This is a genomic window from Serratia sp. JSRIV006 (genome assembly GCF_019968685.1).
Classification (GTDB): domain Bacteria; phylum Pseudomonadota; class Gammaproteobacteria; order Enterobacterales; family Enterobacteriaceae; genus Chania; species Chania fonticola_B.
Map to the genome: position 1 here is coordinate 2,706,326 of NZ_CP074137.1, position 19,944 is coordinate 2,726,269.

Genomic DNA, 19,944 nt, shown 5'->3' on the forward strand with positions numbered 1-19,944 from the left:
ACCCTCTCCCCAAAGGAGAGGGAGCTGCACGGAGCGCGTGGTTGGCCCGTGCAGCTTCGGTAAATAGGTAGTAAGAGGAAAGGCAGGTATTACACAGAAAAATCAACGAACTCGATCGGTTCCCTCTCCCTGTGGGAGAGGGTTAGGGTGAGGGAAGCAGACCACTCATCTTGCCAAGTTTTGGGATAAAGAAACGACACATTCGGAGGCCAGATGTATCATCGCATGGTTCAGGAACCCCAACCGAACCCGTTGTTGCCGGGTTACACCTTTAACGCCTACCTGGTTGCCGGGTTGACGCCGATTATGGCGGACGGGCCGCTGGATTTCTTTATCGACCGCCCCGGCGGCATGAAGGGTTACATCCTCAATCTGACCATTAAAGGCCAGGGCAAGGTGTTTGACGGTGAGGAAACGTTTTACTGTAACCCCGGCGATCTTCTGCTGTTTCCGCCCAAGGCGGCGCATAACTATGGCCGATCACCGGATAGTGACTGCTGGTATCACCGTTGGGTTTATTTCCGCCCGCGGGCCTATTGGGCCGACTGGCTGGAATGGCACAGCAAGGCGCATCAGGTGGGGCGTCTGACGTTGCCCAACAACCCGTTGCTGACCGAGTTTGACCGGCTGTTTGCCAACATTGAGCAGACCCAACGCTCCGGCCGCCGTTTTGCCGAAGAAATTGGTATGAACCTGCTGGAACGGTTGTTGCTGCGCGCGATGGAGGAGGATCCCCTCAGCCCACAGAAGATTATGGACCCACGGGTGATTGAGGCCTGCCAGTTTATTACCGGCAATCTGGCAGGGGAGCTGCGTATCGATGAAGTGGCCCGCCACGTTTGTCTTTCGCCATCGCGGTTGGCACATCTGTTCCGTGACCAGGTCGGGATAAATATCCTGCGCTGGCGTGAAGATCAGCGAGTGATCCGCGCCAAACTGCTGCTGCAAACTACCCAGGAATCGATTGCCACCATTGGCCGGGTGGTTGGCTATGACGATCAGCTCTATTTTTCCCGGGTGTTTCGTAAGCGAGTTGGCGTCAGCCCCAGCGATTTTCGCCGCCGTAGCCTGGAGATCAACTACCCGGTGAACCATTCCAGGGAGCGGCCACTGATTGCCGCATCCCGTTAACCGGCCTGCGGATACGATCGTTGTTGGGGGCGTCGCGTGCTGCGCCCGCTTTGTTGTATTGCCCGTTTATTATCGATTTGCATTTAGCTCTTGTTCCAGCCCGCATGATGGTGTCAAATCGCATCAATCCCCACTTCATTTTTTCTAGCAGCAACACTCAGGGGGGGCTATCTTGCCCCAACTTACACGGACGTAGCATTTCATCTGCCTGGAATTGATGCGTATATCGCCCTGTATGAGGAAACAAGATGTCTGAAACAATCCGCGTTGGCCTGGTGGGCTATGGTTACGCCAGCAAGACCTTTCATGCTCCGCTGATCGCAGGAACGCCTGGCATGGAGTTGGCCGCCATTTCCAGCAGCGACGCCGGTAAAGTCCACGCCGACTGGCCGATGATGACGGTGGTCAGCGACCCACAGGCGCTGTTTAACGATCCTTCGATTGACCTGATTGTCATTCCAACACCGAACGATACCCACTTCTCATTGGCACAACAGGCGATGGCGGCGGGCAAAAATGTGGTGGTGGATAAACCGTTTACCGTGACACTGTCACAGGCGCAGCAGCTACAACAGCAGGCAGCGCAGAGTGGACAACTGCTTTCAGTGTTTCACAATCGCCGCTGGGACAGTGATTTCCTGACCTTAAAAGCCTTGCTGAAAGACGGCGTTTTAGGTGAAGTGGTCTATTTTGAATCCCATTTCGATCGTTTCCGCCCGGAAGTCCGCCAGCGCTGGCGTGAGCAAGGTGGGGCTGGCAGCGGTATTTGGTACGATCTGGGGCCGCATCTGATCGACCAGGCGTTGCAGCTGTTTGGCAAGCCACGAACGCTTTTTGTCGATCTCGGCGAGCTACGCCCGGGTTCACAATCGGTAGATTACTTCCATGCAGTGCTCAATTACGGCCATCGGCGTGTGGTACTGCATGGCACGGTGCTGGCCGCGGCAGAAACAGCCCGTTACATTGTGCACGGTACGCAGGGCAGTTTTATCAAATATGGGCTGGATCCGCAGGAAGACCGCCTGAAAGCCGGTGAGCGTTTGCCGCAGGCCGACTGGGGTTACGACATGCGCGACGGAGTGGTGACGTTGTCACGTGGTGGCGTGTTGGCTGAACAGCCGCTGTTGACCATTCCGGGCAATTACCCCGCCTATTACGCCGCCATTCGTGACGCAATTTCCGGTGCCGGTACCAACCCAGTTCCAGCCAGCGAGGCGATACAGGTCATGGAAATGATCGAGCTGGGCATTGAGTCGGCCAAACAGCAAAAAGCGCTACCGGTCAGCTAATATCAATAATAACAGTAGGGTTCAGAGCGCTTCTGAACCCTTTTTACGTATTAAATAGCAAGGAATTTTGCAGGATGTCCTGGTTACAACGTCTACGTATCGACAAGTTTTTACTGGTACTGCTGATGGTGGTGCTGTTGGCCTCATTGCTACCCTGTGAAGGGATTTGGCAGACTTTCTTCGAACATTTAACTACCGCCGCGATAGCCTTGTTGTTCTTCATGCACGGGGCGAAACTCTCCCGTGAGGCGATCGTTGCCGGCATGAGCCACTGGAAGCTGCACCTGGTGGTGTTTCTCAGTACCTTTGCGCTCTTCCCCTTGTTAGGGTTGTCGATGAACCTGCTGGTGCCGGGCTTGATGACGCCTACCGTTTATCTGGGTTTCCTCTATCTGTGTGCTTTGCCTGCCACGGTTCAATCGGCAATCGCCTTCACCTCCGCAGCAGGAGGGAACGTGGCGGCGGCGATCTGCAGCGCTTCGGCATCCAGCATTCTTGGGGTATTCCTGTCTCCGCTGCTGGTGGGGGCATTGATGCATACGCAAGGAGGCAATACTGACGTACTGCATGCCATTGGCTCGATTATTCTGCAACTGATGGTGCCGTTTGTTATTGGCCATCTGGCGCGCCCGCTGATTGGCAAATGGATCGATCGCCATCGTAAACTGATTAACCTCACCGACCGTTCCTCGATCCTGCTGGTGGTCTATACCGCGTTCAGCGCGGCGGTGGTTGAGGGGATTTGGCACACCATTGACGGCTGGTCGCTGCTGACGATCCTGGTGATGTCGCTGGTGCTGTTGGCGGTGGTACTGGTTATCAACACCTATGCCGCACGTTGGCTGGGCTTTGATACCGCCGATGAGATCACTATCGTGTTTTGTGGTTCGAAAAAGAGCCTGGCCAACGGCATTCCGATGGCCAACGTGCTATTTCCTGCTGCCGCCGTTGGGGCGATGGTATTACCGTTGATGATTTTCCATCAGGTACAGTTGATGGTATGTGCGGTGCTGGCACAGCGCTATGCGCGTAAAACAGCCCAGCAGCGTGAAGTGGCCGTAACTAAATAACAAGGACGTAGCATGAGCAAGGTAGTCGAGATTTTGCAATATCGTTTACAAGCGGGTAGCGGCGAGCGTTTTCACCACATCATGCAGCATGACAGCGTGCCGCTGCATAGGGCCGCAGGGATCACTGTGCTGGAGTACGGTGTCTCGCTACACGATCCCGATGCCTATTACCTGCTGCGGCGGTTTGACGGCATGGCGGAAATGGAACAGGTATTGCAGGATTTCTACCGCAGCCAAGCTTGGTTGGAGGGGCCACGAACGGAAATTGTGGCCCTGATCGAGGAGAGTCACCGGGTGGTGCTGCCGTATCAACCCGCTTTTGTCTAATAAGCTGAGGCACTGGCGGTATTTACGCCGGTATCTGTCTCTGCTTATACCAATTTTGCTTCGTCGATAATCTCTACTAAAAAATCAGCCACGGCCCGGATACGGGTCGATGCAGTCAAATCGGGATGGCTGACCAACCACAGATCTTCTGCAAACACCTGTTCTGTAGGGATGACCTTGACCATCTCACTGTTTTGCGAAGCGATAAAACAGGGTAAAACGGCCAGACCCAGATTGGCTTTTACCGCAGCAATCTGTGATACAACGCTGGTTATGACCAGCGTGGCAGGGGCATTCGGGTAGTTGCCGGTAAGCCATTTTGCTGACGGCAGGTGGTTATAAGAGCTATCCCAGGTAATGAAGCCTCGCCCATCCAGCGGATGGGTTTCAAGTGTTGGATGCTGCCGTAGATAGGTTTCAGAACCATAGACTGCCGATGCCATTCGGCCCACCCGGCGGATTTTAAGTGAGTTCTGTTCCGGGCGTACCAGACGGAGTGCAAGGTCGGCATCGTGACGGGTGATTGAGACAGTATTGACACCAGTAATGATTTCCAGCGTTATATCGGGAAAACGGGCGCTAAAGCGTGGCAAGGCCGGAATAATCAGCTGGCTTGCCAGCGTCTCCGCCGTTGCTAGCCGTACTGTCCCCACTGGCCGAAGATCTAGCCCAGAGACTTGACTTGCCAACAACAAAATTCTCTCTTCCACTTCTTCGGCATATTTTAATATGCCCTGACCTGCATCGGTCAAAAAATAACCGGTCTGGTGGTGTGCAAACAGGCTTGCCTGCAGGCTGTTTTCTATTGCCTCAATTCTTCTGGCTACCGTTGATTGGCTGACTTTTAGCGCCGTGGCGGTTTTAGTTAAACTCTGCGTTCTCGCTACGGTGAGAAAGAAACGTAAATCATTCCAGTCCAACTCTGTTGTGGTCATGTTATTTTCTATTTATGGAAAATGATTTCCTGATTGTGTACGTATTTATGCATATTTGGAATACATATAATTTGCTCACTCACCATCAACCGATAATGACATTGGTGATGTAGTCTCACTAGGAGTGACATAGTGGAAATTCTTGATCGTAGTACGGCTCCAAAGTTGAATGCGAAAGAAGTGGTACAGCGTTATTTTTCTGCGTTTGCACAGGGGGATATTAATCAAATCATTGCGTTGCTGGATGATGAAGTTGTCTGGCATATCGACGGTAGCCCGCATGTTTCTACCGTGGGAATACTGCAAGGGAAGGTACAGGTCAGGCGCTGGTTCGAGAGCTTCCCCAAAAACTTCAAGCCGCAAGAGTTTGTCATTAACGAGCTGTTCGAAAATAACGATAATGTCGTGGCTCTGGGGCGTTTTCGTCATACCTTGTTAAGTACCGGGAATACCGTGGGCAGTGACATGGTGATCCATTTTAAAGTCGCTAATTCGAAGATCGCTCGCTATCAGATCTTTGAAGACTCTGCGTTGCTTGGCCGGGCTTTTGACCCTGTAGATAACTGGCAGCAGCAACAGCTTAAAGTTAACCAGACCCTCTATCGTTATTGGGATCGCGGCGAAGGTCCGACGCTGATTTTTGCCCATGGGCTGTTGGTTGATCATGAAGCTTTTGCCGCGCAATTTAACGCGCTGAGTGAGTCATACCGCTGTATTGTGCTTGATATGCCAGGCCATGGGCAAAGTGGCTACCATCCTGACGGGTGGACGCTTGACGATCTGAGCCGAGATTTGGCGTTGATGATCCAGGAACTGTCACTGGGTAAAGTCACCTTTATTGGTCAAAGCCAGGGAGGGATGGTTGGCATCAGGCTGGCGGCACGTTATCCGGAACTGATATCGGGATTGATCCTGATCGGCACTAGTGCCAGAGCTGAGTTTCCTGAACGGTTGGTACATTGGCAACAACGGCGTGAAGTCATCCTCAATGGGCCTGAGAAACAGCGTGCAGCGGTATTTACCGCCATTCAGCTTCGAATCAATGGCGAAGCGTGGTTATCGAGTAATCCTGCTGAGGTGATCCACGAAAGGAGCGTTATGTTGGCTCACGATCGAACCGGATTGGCACTGGCTCTTGACGCTGCTGTGATTACCCGGGGCGACGTGCGTAATTTACTCCCCCAGATTAAGGTGCCTACGTTGGTTATCTGTGGCGAGCATGATACGGCAACCCCTGTTGAGCTGAGCCATGAAATAGTGAGTGCTATTGAGAATGCATCGTTGCTGACCTTGGCCAACGTTGGACATCACCCGATGATTGAAGCCCCTAAAGAAGTGACTGAAGCGATTAGCGAGTTCTTGCGTTTACTATGAGGAACAGGCTTAGCGACCTGCAAGGCCGCTAAGCCTGCATCGCGTGTTAACCAAGCACTTTCGCGCGTAGCGCCTGTTTTTCCTGCTCGCTGAGGAAGGCCATCTTCAGGCCGTTTTCCTGGGCGGTGCGGATTTCTTGCGGCGTTAATCCGGCCTGCGGCGCCGCTACGCGGTATTCGTGTTCAATCTCAATGCCTTGCACAGCTGGATCGTCGGTATTGAGGGAAGCTACCACGCCATGGCGCAGGAAGGTGGCCAGCGGATGTTGTGCCAACGAAGCTACAGTGCTGGTTTGAATATTTGAAGTCAGGCACGACTCAATGCCGATGCCATGCTGCGCCAGATAATCCATCAGTGCTGGATCCTCCACCGCTTTAACCCCGTGCCCAATGCGCTCTGCACCCAACTCACGGATCGCCTGCCAGATGCTTTCCGGACCAGCGGCTTCACCGGCATGAACGGTAATGCGCAGGCCAGCGTCACGTGCACGGTTGAAATGGCTAAGGAACAGGCTGCCAGGGAAGCCTAGCTCATCGCCAGCCAGATCCAACGCGGTGATGCCGTCGCGATGGGTCAGTAGGGCGTCTAGCTCTTGCAGGCAGGCCGCTTCGCCGAAGGTACGGCTCATGATGCCAATCAGGCGTACGTCAATATCGCGGTCGCGGCAACCAGAGCGAATGCCGTCAATCACCGCTTCCACCACGCCAGCCACCGGTAACTGGTGCTTCATCGCCATGTAGTAGGGGGAGAAACGCAGCTCGGCGTAGTGCAACCCGGCATTTGCCGCATCGTCCACGTTTTCATAAGCCACGCGACGGCAGGCATCCAGATCGCCCAGCACCGCGACTCCCCAGTCAAGCTTTTGCAAAAAGCTCATCAGGTCGGGTTCGGTATGGGTGATTTGCACATGGGGAAGCAGGGCAGCCAGCTCGTTGGCTGGCAGGGCTAGGTTGAACTGGCGGCCGAGTTCAAGAATGGTTTGCGCGCGGATGTTACCGTCCAGATGACGGTGAATATCGGTAAGGGGCAAGCGGGAGTCAATCATGGCGGCACTCATTATTTTTGTATAGGTAAAGTGCGGATCAGTATAAAAACAAACGAATGAAAATAGCTATTGAGTTGCATAAAAAAGTGATAATTGTCACATTAAATCGCAAGTTCGCCGTTCAGGATAAAGCGACGATGGACTCCCCCATGCGTTTTATATTTAGCCACGGTTCTTTATGGCTTGCGCTCAGGTCTTTTCCAGATCCACCGGCGCAGGGCCACGAAATGCCCGGCGCCATTCGCTTGGGCTGACGCTGAATCTCGCCTTAAAACTCTGGCGGAAAGAAATCGGCGACTGAAACCCCGCCATGTCCGACACACTTTCAATGCTGTCGTCCGTGGTTTCCAGCAATTCCTGGCTTCTTTGCAGACGCTCTGCGTTAAGCCATTCTCCCAGCGTGGTTCCGGTTGCCTTGAAAAAATGACGGGTTAACGTTCGCCGGCTCATGCTGACAAACCCGGCCAGTGAGTCGAGATCGTGCGGCTTGTCCAGATTGCGACGCAGGTAGTCCATCAACTCGTTCATTTTGCTGTCACGCGTCGATACCGGTATGGGGCGTTCAATAAACTGAGCCTGACCGCCTTCCCGGTAGGGAGGAACAACCATTCTTCGTGCCACCCGGTTGGCAACCGCAGTTCCGTAATGGTCACGGATAATATTCAGGCAGCAGTCAATGCCGGCGGCGGTGCCGGCAGAGGTAATAAGACGTTCATCACTGGTATACAGCGAGTTGCTGTCCAGATGCACGGCGGGAAATCTTTCAATAAAGTCCTGTTCGTACTCCCAGTGCGTTGCGGCGCGGTGCCGATCAAGCAAACCGGAATAGGCCAGCACGTAAGCGCCGAGACAAAGGCCCACCACTTCTGCGCCGCGCTGCCATGCGCTTATGAGCTTATCCAGCAGCGCCTGCGAGGGTCTTTCTTCAGGATGATGCCAGTAGGGCACGATAACAATGTCTGCGACGTCAAGCCGCTCAAGGCCATGCTCCACATTGATGGACAGGCCAATATCAGACAGAACGATGCCCGGTTGTTCAGCACAGATTTCGACGCTGAATAAATCCGGCTGCGGCATCGACTGTCCGAAAATAATACAGGGCACTGAAAAGTGAAACGGGCTAAATCCGGCCGTGGCGATCACGGCGACCGTCAGTGTAGACATAACGTTAACCTTACCGTAAATGACAACCGCCGGATCACCGACGGCTAACATGCTGATTTTGACTGACCAAAGGATTCGTAATGGCATCCTTTCCTCAATCAGACGGCGTGATTGATCAGAACGCCATTGTTTCACCGTCTGCAGGAATAAGCACTCGATCATCAATGCTGTGTTCAAGGGTGAACTCTTTTAACTCCGCGCGCGTAAGAAGGCAATGGTTAATCGATTCCATATGAGACGCCACGATGGTGGCAGTCGGCAACATCTGTAGCGTGCGCAGCGTGTCCTCTTTGCCCATGATAATCGGGCCGTAAAGGTCGTTGACAGCATAGCCGGTGTTTAGCACCACAATCTCCGGCTTGAAGCGTTGCAGGCTTCTTACATAAGGTACAACCCAGACGGTATCACCCGCGATATAAAGCGTTTTTTCATCATGATGAGTGAAGACCAGCCCGCATGCATCACCCAGTAAATCACCCCATTGGGCATCTGCGTACAATTCGTTACTGCCGTGCTGGCCGTCCGTTTTATAAATAGTCAGACCGTCAACGAAATGATTTTCATCTTGCAGCACGCGAATGTTGCGAAAGCCCTGGGAACGGATCAGCGCCGCGTCGTTCTCATCCTGCGTGTAGATAAGCATGTCTTTGGGTACAGCCTGCTGTGCCGCCTCATCCCAGTGATCGGTGTGGGTGTGGGTCAGGATAACGGCATCAACAGCCAGTAAATGCTCTACGGCCACAGGCAAAGCAACCATGGGATTACGCAGGTGCGGGCGAGCATTCCCGGCAAAGCCATCCCAGGCTTCCTTTTCTGCCAGCATCGGGTCGATAAGAAATTTTTTACCGGAATATTCCAGCACGAGCGTAGCATTGCGGATTTGCGTTAATTTCATCGATTGCTCCAGTCATTCATCAGATATTGAGGCTAATCCATCGTGTTTGCGGTTGTCCGACAGGATGGATGCGAGTGGGCTTACTATAAAATGGGGCAGGGATAAGCCGTGACATGCTCTCGGGTCATTAGTCGATGAAATCAGGTCAATCGCAATGGTTCTGGTTTAAACGGGTAGCCTGACAATGCTGAGGGGCGTTGACGCTCAATGAAAAACCAGGGGCATTACGCCCCTGGCGATATGACTATTTGGCGTCCAGGACAAATTGCAACGCGGCGATCAGCTTATCCATCCCGGCCTCAACCTTGCTGCGCGGGCAGCCGACGTTCAGGCGCAGGAAACCACGGCCCTCTTCGCCATAGGTAAAGCCTGGCATGATGGCGACTTTCTCTCGTTCGATCAGCACCTGCTGCAATTCGCGGTCGTCAATGCCTAACGGGCGTATATCAATCCACGCCAGATAGGTGGCCTGCGGTGGCTGCCAGTTTAGCTGCGGTAACGCCTGCTTGAGCCGTTCGGCCACGTAGGTCAGGTTATCTTGCAGATAGTCGCGCAGGGCGTCTAGCCAAGGCTCGCCGTGGCGGTAGGCGGCAATATGGGCTGCAACTGCCAGCACCGCAGGGGAGGATAATCCATCGCGGCTTTTTAGTGCCTGAACGTAGCTATCCCGCGCACTATCATCGCTGATAATGCCATAGGCCCCGGTGAGCGCCGGAATGTTGAAGGTTTTAGAGCCGGAAGTCAGCAACGCCCACGGGGTGGTGGCCACCTGGCTCCATGGAGTGTGACGATGTTCTCCCCAAACCATATCCATATGGATCTCATCGCTGATCACCTTCACGTCATGGCGTTCGCACAGCTCTGCCATCTGCTCCAGTTCATGCTGTGTCCACACCTTACCAGTGGGGTTTTGCGGGCTGCACAGCAGCAGGATCTTGGTTTGTGGACGGGCCAGCAGGGCTTCCAGATGGGCCATATCGCATTGCCAATCGTTATCCACTTTGTGCAGCGGGCAAGGTAACACCTGACGCTGATTACCCAAGATCACCTTATAGAACGCATCATAGGCTGGTGTATGGGTGACCACATATTCCCCCGGAGCCGACCAGATACGCACCAGCTGCGCCACCATGTAAATCACCGAGGGGCCATAGACCGCCTTGGTCGTTTCGATGGGGGCATTGAAGCGTTGTTGATACCAATGCCGCACCGCGCCAAGAAAGTCTTCATGCTGCCAGCGGCTGTAGCCCAACACGCCGTGTTGCAGACGCTGTTGCAGAGCTTCAAGAATGCAGGGGGCGGTGGCGAAATCCATATCGGAGATGGTGAAAGGCAGCAGATCTGCGGTGCCAAAACGGTCGGCGATGTAGTCCCACTGGGTGCACCAGGTACCGTGACGATCTACCGGGGTAGAAAAATCAAACATGTGAAACTCCGGACAAGGGCGCAGCAGGCTGCGCCCGGGGGGGAAGGTTATGCGTTGGCCATCAGTGATTCTAACTCATCTTTCACCGATTGCACCTGCGGGCCAATCACCACTTGCAGGTTATGGTCATTAAGGTGTACCACGCCGATAGCCCGGTTGGCTTTCAGCACCGCATCATCCACCTTGCTCATATCGTTAACTGACATACGCAGGCGGGTAATGCAGTTATCCAGCGAAACGATATTCTCTTTACCGCCCAACGCCGCCAGGATAGCAGGCACGTTATAGCCGGATTTACCCACGGCACCGACAGGGGCGCTCTGTGTAGCGGTGGTTTCCGCCTCACGGCCCGGCGTTTTAATGTTCCAGCGCTGGATGGCGAAGCGGAAGATCGCATAGTAGGCAACAAACCAGATGGCGGCCACCAACGGCACCAGATACCACTTGGTTGCGGTGCCGTGCAGGATACCGAACACCACGAAGTCGATAATGTTGCCGTCGGTGTTACCGATAGTGACGCCCAGCAAGGCCATCACGGTGAAGCCCAGACCGGTCAGAATAGCGTGGATCAGATACAGGAACGGAGCCACAAACAGGAACAGGAACTCGATCGGTTCGGTGGTACCACCGACCACACAAGCCACTACACCGGAAATCAGCAGCCCTTTGATCTTGTGACGGTTCTCCGGTTTGGCACAGTGGTACATGGCTAACGCCGCACCCGGCAGGCCACCGAGGAAGGCAGGCATTTTACCCTGGGATAGGAAGCGGGTAGCGCTTTCGGCAAAGCCGTGGGTGGTTGGACAAGAGAGCTGTGCCTGGAAGATGGTCAAGGCACCGCTGACTTCACGGCCACAAACGTCCAGCGTACCGCCCGCTTCGGTAAAGCGGATCAGCGCTACCAGAATATGGTGCAGCCCGAAGGGCAGCAGCAGACGCTCGCCGGAGCCGAAAATCATCGGCCCAAACATGCCAGCGCCGTTAATCATACGGCCCAACCCGTTAATACCTGCAGCGAACCAAGGCCAGATCAGCGGGATAATCAGGCCGCACAGGCCCAGTACCACAGTGGTGACGATTGGGACGAAGCGAGTACCCCCGAAGAACGCCAGCGCATCCGGCAGGCGGATGGTGTTGAAACGCTCGTGCAGCAGATAAACGATGATCCCGACGATCACCGCACCTAGGATACCGGTATCGATAGACTGAATGCCCAGAATGTTCTGGATGTTATTGGCTTTCAGCACCAGCGGATCGACGGTAGGCAGCACGCCTGACGTAGTCAGGTAGAAGTTGGTCGCCAGGTTCAGCACGGCAAAGCCGACAAAACCAGAGAAGGCGGCCACGCCTTTGTTCTCACGCGCCATGCCCAAAGGAATGGCAATGGCGAACATCACCGGCAGGAAGCTGAAGGCAAAGGAGCCGATCTTGCTCATCCAGGTGAACAGCAGTTGGAAAGCCGGATGACCAATGAAAGGCAGCAACGTGATCACGTCACGGCTGCTTAGTGAGCTACCGATCCCCAGCATGATGCCGCAGAATGAAAGCAGTGCGACGGGCAGCATAAATGTCTTGCCCAGGCTTTGGAAAAACTCCCAAAGCGTAATTTTTTGTTTTTTAGACGCTGGCATAACCGACGACTCCTGGCGAAAAAGCATGCAATGTTGTGTGTACCTGATTAGGTAAAAATAAGATAAAACGTTTTACCTAGTAAAAATGCGTCCCTAATCACAATTATGAACGGTCCTTTGCGGTGACAATACTTATGTGGGTAAATCGTTTTACTGCATTGAGAGATTCGGTATACCATTTGTTATCAGGGTGAAACTCGCCCTGATAGGGCATTGCAGAGGTTATAACCATCAAAAAGATCACTATCACTGACGTCGCACAGTTGGCAGGCGTATCCGTGACCACCGTTTCCCTGGTGCTGAGCGGTAAAGGGCGTATTTCTCCCACCACCATGAGCCGTGTGAATCAGGCGATCGAGCAGCTTGGCTATGTTCGCAACCGTCAGGCCGCGACGCTGCGGGGTGGCGAATCGGGGGTGGTAGGGCTAATCCTGCGTGATATCTGTGAGCCGTTTTATGCCGAGATGACCGCCGGGGTGAGTGAGGTTCTGGAAGCCAATGGCAAAGTGCTGTTTCTGACCCAAAGCGGGCGCGAAGGCAAAGGGCTGATGCGCTGTTTTGATATGCTTCTGGAGCACGGCGTCGACGGCATGGTACTGGCGGGTGGGGTACGAACAGCGAAAGGGCTGAAAGAGAAAGCCGAAGCTCAGGGGGTGCCGCTGGTGTGTGCCGCGCGTTCCAATGGGCTGGAAGGTGTAGACGTGGTGCGGCCAGATAATATGCAGGCCGCGAAAATGGCCACCGAATTTTTGATCAAACGGGGCCATAGCCAGATCGCCTACCTTGGTGGACAAAGCGATTCACTCACCCGCGCCGAACGCCTGGGGGGATTCTGTGCCACCTTGGTGCAATACGGCCTGCCATTCCGCTCAGAGTGGATCGTCGAATGCGATTGTCATCAACGGGCAGCGGCTGAAGCTGCCGAAAACCTGTTGCGTCAGTATCCCAATATCAGTGCGTTGGTGTGCCATAAGGCCTCGGTGGCGTTGGGTGCCTATTTTGGTATCGTGCGCAGTGGCCGTAGTATTGGTTCGGAAGGGATGGACAGTTTCTATGGTCAACAGGTGGCGCTGATCGGTTTTGGCGATGTGCCGGAGGCCGAACTGACCGAACCCCCGCTGACCTTTATCTCCAGCTCGGCTCGTGAGGTTGGACGCAGTGCTGCCCTGCGGCTGTTGCAACGTATTGGCGATGATTCATTGGCCCCGCAGAATGTGATCCTGTCCCCAGAGCTGATCAAGCGCGGATCGGCCTGATCCGCCGCTATATCTCCAATCTTGCCGTTGTCCCAGTCTTGTAAATTCTCAGGTGTTTCTAAATAGGCTTGCTCTGATGCCGATTAAATTAAAGCGAAATTTTTGATATAACCGACGCGGTATGAGATTTAATTTGGGAGCGGCTATGAACAAATATGGGATATTTGGTTTCTGCATGGTGAGCTTCCTGGTCGTTTTTTCACTGATTCGGTTATCTGAATTTGAACTTTCCGATGATGGTCACCAACGAACTATCAGCTTTGAGCATCATCAGGACATTCTGGAAGGCACATTAATCCTCCCTTCTGGGAAGATATCGCCACCGCTTGTCCTGCTGGTTCATGGCGATGGCGCTCAAGACCGCTGGTCTGAAGGCGGCTATATTCCGTTGGTGAATTTCCTGGTTGCCCAAGGAGTAGCGGTTTATTCATGGGATAAATCCGGCGTTGGGGCCAGCAGTGGTAACTGGCTGGCACAAACCCTGTCAGATCGTGCAGAAGAAGCAGTATCTGCTCTGAGAAAACTGAAACAGGAACCGGAGTTTAACCACAGCGATATAGGTTTTCTTGGCTTTTCTCAGGCGGGTTGGGTTGTGCCAAAGGCCAGCCAACAGGTAAAAACCGACTTTGTCATTCTGGTGGGGGCGGCGATAAATTGGCGAGCTCAGGGGATTTATTATACCGGGCAACGTCTGCAATCTGAGGGCCTGTCAGCTGAAAATATCGTGAAGGCGCAAGAACGTGAAGCCGCCGCTTTTGACAGGCAGTTTACGCAGGAGGCAGCCGCATCTCCCTGTATTTCTCGTTGTACCCGGCAGGACTTTGAGCGTCGAAACTCACAGGCCGATGCAAGGAAAGCTATTTCAGCGATGCAAACGCCGGTAATGATCCTGATGGGGGCGGACGATCGGAATGTCGATCCGCACGAAACGATCGCTGTCTGGAGCGAAGCGCTACCGGCCAAAACACCTCGCTGTATCAGACGGGTCGCTGATGCTACCCACGGGCTTTTACGGAGCGAATGGTTTGACTACCAGCTATCCTCTCAGTGGCCTTGGTGGAAGCAGGGCGGATTTCTTCTGGCCGGACAACAGGCTTACTCGCCAGGTTCCCTAAGTGCTATTTCTGCCTGGATACTTAATCAGCAATGTCATGAGTGAACCGCATTCTGATGCCACGCTGAAAGCAAAAAGTGAAAGATCCCTCCCAGGTCTTCAATGACCCAGTAGCTCAAGCGCGGATCGGCCTGATCTGCTGCTCGCGTTTTTCCCGCATAAAATCGATAAAGACGCGCAGCTTGAGCGGCATATGCCGGCCTGCCGGAAAGTAGATAAAGAAGCCGGGCGCGACGTGGCTAAAATCCCGCAGAACCTCTCGCAGTTGCCCGCTCTGCAACTCTTTGTGTACGGCGGCCCGAAAGCGTTGGGTGAGCCCTAATCCCGCTATCGCCGCGTCTTTAAGCAGCTGGTTTTCATTGAAGATCGGCCGCCCGTTGACCTCCAGCGTCAAATGCTCAGTGCCGTTGCTGAAATACCAGGGTTCCAGTTTGCCACTGCCGGGAAAGCGGTAGCGCATGCAGTCATGCTGCTGCAACTCCTGTGGCGTTTTGGGCTGGCCGTGTTGTGCCAAATAACCTGGAGAAGCCACGACCACATGTTGTTGGCCGTGGTCGATAGGGACGGCCACCATATCTTTTTGCAACATCCGCTGCATGCGGATGCCCGCATCAAAATTATCCAGCACCAGATCGGCAAAACGATCGTCGGTAAACAGCTCCAGCTTAAGTTCAGGATAGCGCGCATGGAACTCCGGCAGATAGGGCATGACCAGCATCGACGCGGCCAACTGCGGCAAGGTAATTCGTAATAAGCCGCTTGGCTCACCACGTTGGCTGCTGACATTCTCTGCCGCGATCTCAATCTGGCCCATAGCGGGGGCGATTCTTTCATAAAATGCCAGCCCTTCATCGCTTAACCTGACTGAACGGCTGGTGCGATTGAACAGGCGTACTCCCAGGTGAGCCTCTAGCGCGCGGATATTTTGTGACACCGCAGGCGGTGTGACGCCCAGATGATTGGCCGCCTGGGTAAAGCTGCCCAATTTGGCAACGGCGTCGAAAAACGGCAGTAATTGCAGCAGTGAGCTCATCTATTGATAATTCCAGCTTAATGATTCATTAAATTTTAGCCTGTTTTATTTAATGGTCAACACCGTAGACTGGCCTGATTACCTAAAGAGGATCACAGTTATGGCTCAGGCATTGACACAACGGATAGAGGCAGTCAATCAGCAGGCGATCGCCGAAGGGCGGATCGTGGGTAGCGTGGTGCTGGTGGCTCAGCATGGGGCGGTGATTTACGCCGGTGCCAGCGGCTATGCCGATCGCGAACAGCGGCAACCCATGCAGAGAAACAGCCAATTCCGGCTATCTTCGGTCTCAAAACCTTACATCACGCTGGCGGCGCTGCGCATGGTAGAACAGCAACTACTGAGTCTGGATGATGCCGTTAGCCGTTGGCTACCGTGGTTTACCCCGGCGTTGCCCGATGGACGGCGGCCAGCGATCACCATTCGTCACCTGTTAACCCATACTGCCGGGCTGGATTACCGTTTCAAGCAACCAGCGGGCGGGATCTACCAGCGGTTAGGGGTCCACGACGGCATGGAGAGGTCCTCGTTAACGCTGGAGCAAAATCTGCGGCGGTTGGCACAGGCTCCGTTGCAGGCTGAGCCGGGGAGCGAATTCAGCTACTCACTGGCAATTGACGTATTGGGTGCGGTGTTGGAGCAGGTAGCGGATATGCCTTTGCCGCAGCTGTTCGAGCGCTGGGTTGGCCAACCGCTAGGGCTGGGGAATACCGGTTTTTATACGTTGAGCGCGGATAAGCTGGCTCCTGCCTATTACAATGCTGAACCGCAACCGGCAGCGATGTATGACGGCTTTCTACTGAGGCTTCCTGAGGAGTTTGGTTTTGACGTGGAGTTTGCGCCTTCGCGAGCGCTTGACCGCCATGCTTATCCTTCGGCTGGCGCGGGAATGGTTGGCGACGCTGACGATGTGCTGCGCCTGGTGGAGACGCTGCGTAATGGTAGCAATGGAGTTTTGCAGCCAGAAACCGCCGCATTGATGCGACAACCCCATGTAGGAGCGCAGGCAGAAATTCAGGGGCCGGGTTGGGGCTTTGGTTTTGGTGGCGCGGTGCTGGTGGATGCCGCATTGGCAGCCACGCCGCAGAATAATGGCACTATGCAGTGGGGCGGCGTATATGGGCACAGCTGGTTTTACGATCCGGTCGCGCAGTTGAGTGTGGTAGCGCTGACCAACACCGCAATTGAGGGTATGGGCGGTTTATATCCCATGCAGATCCGCGATGCGGTTTATGGATAAAAATAAAGGGCCAGATATCGTCTGGCCCTCGAGGGTTTTTATTGCCCTTGCAGAGTTGGCTGCTCAGGTGCCGGAGCGGCATCCTGCTGATCGGGTTCTGGTGCACTGTCTTCTTCTGGTGCGGAAGCGCCGCCCAGCATCCCGAACATACCCACGAACTCCGGCAGCGACATTTTGGTGCCGTTCAGCTCAATCTGGTTATCGGCATATTTGAAGCTGCTGCCAATCACGTTATCTTTCAGCGTGGTGATCTTGAACATCTCGCCCATTGCCGCCAGGCTTTTCACCTGCTGCTCGGCCTGCTGCTGTGCTTGTTGTGCACTGGCACCTTGCAGCTGTGCCGCTTGAGCCATGGTTTCCTGCGCCATAGCGACCGGAATAGTCAACTGCGCGTCGATTTTCTTGACCGAACGGGCAAGCTGTTGGTCCGGTGATTCGGCCGCAGCGCCAGCCTGTGCGGGATCCAGCAGATCGAGGTTAAGGGTAAAGGCACTTTCACCCTTGGCATTTTTCCAGCTCAGCGGTGCGATGCTGATGGTTGGGTTGCCTTTCAGCAACAGCGGCAGGTTTTGCACCAGCATCTCAGCCGTTTGCTGCTGGTAGGCTTCTGGCGACAGCGTTTCTGCCTGTTGCAGCAAGGCCATGGCCTGCTGGTTGTAACGATCGGCAAACTCTTTCAGCCCTTTACCGTCCAGGTTGTCGATTTTCAGCAGCAGCTTACCCGCGCCAAAATCGGTGCCCTGAATTTTCAACGCTGCCATGGTGTAGTCCAACTGACCTGCGAGGCTGTTGCCTTTCTCGCCGAACTGGCTGGCCAGGTTGAAGCCTTCCATCGTCATGGCGTCTTTACCGTCGATAGCCATGGTCAGTTGCTTCATGCCCAGCGCTTGCTCACCCAGGCTCAGACCGTATTGGCCCAGATGCGTGTTGCTTTTGAGCGTCAGCCCTTGCATGGTCATCTGCTCGTTCTGGCCAGACTGATTCGGGCCACTGATCACCAGGCTGTCACTGCTGGCATCCAGGACAGCGGTTTGCATATCCTTGCCGATATCCGCGTCAATTTTGGCACCGCTGAATTTCAGCGAGGATTTGTCTTTCTGGTATTCCACCGGGATCACATCGATGGAGCTGGCGACATCGCCGCTGTAGGCAATGCGTGAATCGGCGCTGAACAGCGACTTGCCTTTGGTGATTTCAAACAGGGTTTTGACTTTTGGCGTGTTTTCCAGCTCGGTATGTACCGAGGCCATGCTTGGGATCAGGTTGAATTTTTTCAACTGGGCCAGCGGGAATGGGCCGTGATCGACGGTTTCAATGAAGGCCACTTCTTCGCCGGACTTCAGCAGGGCATCGTCGGTGGTGATGCTACCATCGGCACGCAGCACAAAACGGGCTTGGCTGCTGAAAATCCCGCGTTGGTAGTTTTCATAGCTCATCTTGACCCCGGCCTTAGGCAGGATGGTCTTCAACTGGCTATTGGCGGTGTCTACCATTTCCCCCATCCGTTGCTCGATAAGCTTGCCGGTGTACCAAGAGGCTCCAGTCCATGCTGCGCCGAGCACCACAATGACGCTGACAGCGACTAACGATTTTTTCATAGTTCTGTTATTCCTTTGTAAAGCCGGTAGAGGGCAGGGCGACCAATTGGGCCTGCGAAAAAACGCCCGTAGGCGTTTTTATTGTGTAGGTAAACTAATCATCTTAGCAACTTATTTACCTATATTTTACCGTCAATTAGGGCAACTGATTATAAACGCGGGCGATACGGCCACTCCCGGTGACGTTAACCGGGGATTCAAAGGCGGCAATAAAGCAGGATTCACCTGGCTGCAAGATGACCTGTTGGCCCTGTTTCTCCAGCGTTGCTTCACCTTCTACGCAGAACACGATCGCCGCGCTGTTTTGCGCCAGTGGTTGCGGTATGGCATCGAGATCGTGTAACGAGAAGGCAAAGTCCTCAACGGGGATCGGGAAGAACAGTTCTTTGCCACGTTGCTCTGGCTGAGTCAGCAGGCCAGATGCCGGTTGTGGGCGGAACTGCAGGTTGGCCAGCAGTTCAGGAATATCGATGAATTTGGGCGTCAGGCCCGCGCGCAGCACGTTATCCGAGTTTGCCATCACTTCCAGCGCGACGCCGTTCAGATAGGCATGTGGGGTCTCGGCATACAGGAACATGGCTTCCCCCGGTGCCAGTTTGACTACGTTCAACAGCAGCGGAGAGAACAGGCCGCTGTCGTCGGCATAGAAACGAGCGATAAAGCGGATGGTGTCCCAAGGCTCACCCTGCTGGTTGTTCAAGGCGGCTTTCAGCACGCCAAGCGCCAGCGTTTTTTGCTCACCGCTCATTCCCAGCAGGCTGGCAAACAGGGTCGCCAGGTGGGCGGTATCTGGCTGTTGCAGGAAGGCGGCGATATCGTGATGTGCGCCGGAAAGGGGTTGTAACAGCGCAACGATATCATCCAGTTCGCGGAAGCCATTCATCGCCAGGAACGGTGTCAGGGCAAACACCAGTTCCGGCTTGTGATTCGGGTCTTTATAGTTGCGTTCTGCGGCGTCAAACGGAATACCGGCGGCATTTTCTTTGGCAAAACCTACCTCTGCGGCACTCTTGCTTGGATGGACCTGAATGGAGAGCGGCTGGTCGGCACACAGCACCTTAAACAGGAACGGCAGTTCACCAAAGCGTTGTGCCACTTCGGCACCCAGCTGTTTAGGCTGGTCGGTATCAATCACTTCACGCAAAGAACGCAGGTTTCCTGCCTGATCGGTGACCTGTGAGCTGCTTTTAGGGTGGGCACCCATCCACAGTTCGGCCATTGGCTTGCCTGTCGGGTTGGCAATGCCATACAGCTTGGTTAACGCATCAACGCTGCCCCAGGCGTAGTTTTGGATGGCATTAGTCATTTTTTGCATGATCGTATCCCTGCTTTCTCAAGAAAATTGCGCTAAGTAAACAATGTGGCGCAGGCGCATGCAAGCCAAGATGGCTAAAAATGCTGTTTGCGCAGGACGTT

At 54.3% G+C, this 19,944-nt stretch carries 17 protein-coding genes; 8 read left to right on the forward strand and 9 right to left on the reverse strand.

The window, feature by feature from the left end:
* The first annotated feature begins 213 nt into the window (after positions 1 to 213).
* The 4 genes from araC to KGP16_RS12600 all read left to right on the forward strand — a co-directional run bounded on the left by araC (position 214) and on the right by KGP16_RS12600 (position 3,817).
* Positions 214 to 1,131 carry an arabinose operon transcriptional regulator AraC gene (gene araC, locus KGP16_RS12585; RefSeq protein ID WP_223501404.1) on the forward strand — a complete coding sequence of 306 codons (918 nt, stop codon included), beginning with the start codon at positions 214 to 216 and terminating at the stop codon, positions 1,129 to 1,131.
* A 248-nt stretch (positions 1,132 to 1,379) separates the two neighbouring features.
* Complete coding sequence (locus KGP16_RS12590) at positions 1,380 to 2,420, forward strand: oxidoreductase (RefSeq protein ID WP_223501406.1); 1,041 nt, start codon at positions 1,380 to 1,382, stop codon at positions 2,418 to 2,420.
* A gap of 74 nt (positions 2,421 to 2,494) precedes the next feature.
* On the forward strand, positions 2,495 to 3,490 hold the full coding sequence (locus KGP16_RS12595) for a bile acid:sodium symporter family protein (RefSeq protein ID WP_021178046.1): 996 nt from the start codon (positions 2,495 to 2,497) through the stop codon (positions 3,488 to 3,490).
* A 12-nt stretch (positions 3,491 to 3,502) separates the two neighbouring features.
* Entirely contained in the window at positions 3,503 to 3,817 is a 315-nt protein-coding gene (locus tag KGP16_RS12600; protein WP_094981773.1) for an NIPSNAP family protein, read from the forward strand.
* 44 nt (positions 3,818 to 3,861) lie between these two features.
* Here the strand turns inward: KGP16_RS12600 and KGP16_RS12605 are convergent, their stop codons facing one another.
* Entirely contained in the window at positions 3,862 to 4,752 is an 891-nt protein-coding gene (locus KGP16_RS12605) for a LysR family transcriptional regulator (RefSeq protein WP_094981772.1), read from the reverse strand.
* A 132-nt stretch (positions 4,753 to 4,884) separates the two neighbouring features.
* On the opposite strand from KGP16_RS12605, the gene KGP16_RS12610 reads away from it, so the two are divergent.
* A complete protein-coding gene (locus KGP16_RS12610; protein WP_094981771.1) occupies positions 4,885 to 6,126 on the forward strand; it encodes an alpha/beta fold hydrolase in 1,242 nt (413 codons plus the stop codon).
* A 46-nt stretch (positions 6,127 to 6,172) separates the two neighbouring features.
* Here the strand turns inward: KGP16_RS12610 and add are convergent, their stop codons facing one another.
* The 5 genes from add to malX all read right to left on the reverse strand — a co-directional run bounded on the left by add (position 6,173) and on the right by malX (position 12,287).
* The gene (gene add / locus KGP16_RS12615; RefSeq protein WP_223501409.1) at positions 6,173 to 7,171 is read right to left on the reverse strand and encodes an adenosine deaminase; all 999 of its coding nucleotides are present in this window, start codon (positions 7,169 to 7,171) and stop codon (positions 6,173 to 6,175) included.
* A 189-nt stretch (positions 7,172 to 7,360) separates the two neighbouring features.
* Positions 7,361 to 8,335: a GlxA family transcriptional regulator gene (locus KGP16_RS12620; protein WP_021804508.1), complete on the reverse strand. Its 975-nt coding sequence runs from the start codon at positions 8,333 to 8,335 to the stop codon at positions 7,361 to 7,363.
* A 115-nt stretch (positions 8,336 to 8,450) separates the two neighbouring features.
* Positions 8,451 to 9,230: an MBL fold metallo-hydrolase gene (locus tag KGP16_RS12625; protein WP_223501411.1), complete on the reverse strand. Its 780-nt coding sequence runs from the start codon at positions 9,228 to 9,230 to the stop codon at positions 8,451 to 8,453.
* A gap of 244 nt (positions 9,231 to 9,474) precedes the next feature.
* Positions 9,475 to 10,656 (reverse strand): MalY/PatB family protein, encoded by a 1,182-nt coding sequence (locus KGP16_RS12630; protein WP_094981770.1) that lies wholly within the window; start codon positions 10,654 to 10,656, stop codon positions 9,475 to 9,477.
* Positions 10,657 to 10,703: 47 nt separating this feature from the next.
* The gene (gene malX / locus KGP16_RS12635) at positions 10,704 to 12,287 is read right to left on the reverse strand and encodes a maltose/glucose-specific PTS transporter subunit IIBC (protein WP_021178042.1); all 1,584 of its coding nucleotides are present in this window, start codon (positions 12,285 to 12,287) and stop codon (positions 10,704 to 10,706) included.
* 224 nt (positions 12,288 to 12,511) lie between these two features.
* On the opposite strand from malX, the gene KGP16_RS12640 reads away from it, so the two are divergent.
* Both KGP16_RS12640 and KGP16_RS12645 read left to right on the forward strand, forming a co-directional pair.
* Positions 12,512 to 13,543, forward strand: a complete 1,032-nt coding sequence (locus KGP16_RS12640) for a Mal regulon transcriptional regulator MalI (RefSeq protein ID WP_037374777.1) — start codon at positions 12,512 to 12,514, stop codon at positions 13,541 to 13,543.
* Positions 13,544 to 13,688: 145 nt separating this feature from the next.
* Complete coding sequence (locus KGP16_RS12645) at positions 13,689 to 14,702, forward strand: S9 family peptidase (protein ID WP_223501414.1); 1,014 nt, start codon at positions 13,689 to 13,691, stop codon at positions 14,700 to 14,702.
* 70 nt (positions 14,703 to 14,772) lie between these two features.
* Here KGP16_RS12645 and KGP16_RS12650 read toward each other — a convergent pair whose 3' ends face one another.
* Positions 14,773 to 15,690 carry a LysR family transcriptional regulator gene (locus KGP16_RS12650; RefSeq protein ID WP_209523594.1) on the reverse strand — a complete coding sequence of 306 codons (918 nt, stop codon included), beginning with the start codon at positions 15,688 to 15,690 and terminating at the stop codon, positions 14,773 to 14,775.
* Between the two features lie 100 nt (positions 15,691 to 15,790).
* Between KGP16_RS12650 and KGP16_RS12655 the strand changes: the two genes are divergently transcribed.
* On the forward strand, positions 15,791 to 16,930 hold the full coding sequence (locus tag KGP16_RS12655) for a serine hydrolase domain-containing protein (protein ID WP_371822698.1): 1,140 nt from the start codon (positions 15,791 to 15,793) through the stop codon (positions 16,928 to 16,930).
* A 38-nt stretch (positions 16,931 to 16,968) separates the two neighbouring features.
* Here the strand turns inward: KGP16_RS12655 and KGP16_RS12660 are convergent, their stop codons facing one another.
* A complete protein-coding gene (locus KGP16_RS12660) occupies positions 16,969 to 18,528 on the reverse strand; it encodes a YdgA family protein (RefSeq protein WP_223501417.1) in 1,560 nt (519 codons plus the stop codon).
* A gap of 136 nt (positions 18,529 to 18,664) precedes the next feature.
* Entirely contained in the window at positions 18,665 to 19,843 is a 1,179-nt protein-coding gene (gene manA, locus KGP16_RS12665; RefSeq protein WP_223501420.1) for a mannose-6-phosphate isomerase, read from the reverse strand.
* Positions 19,844 to 19,944 lie beyond the last annotated feature (101 nt).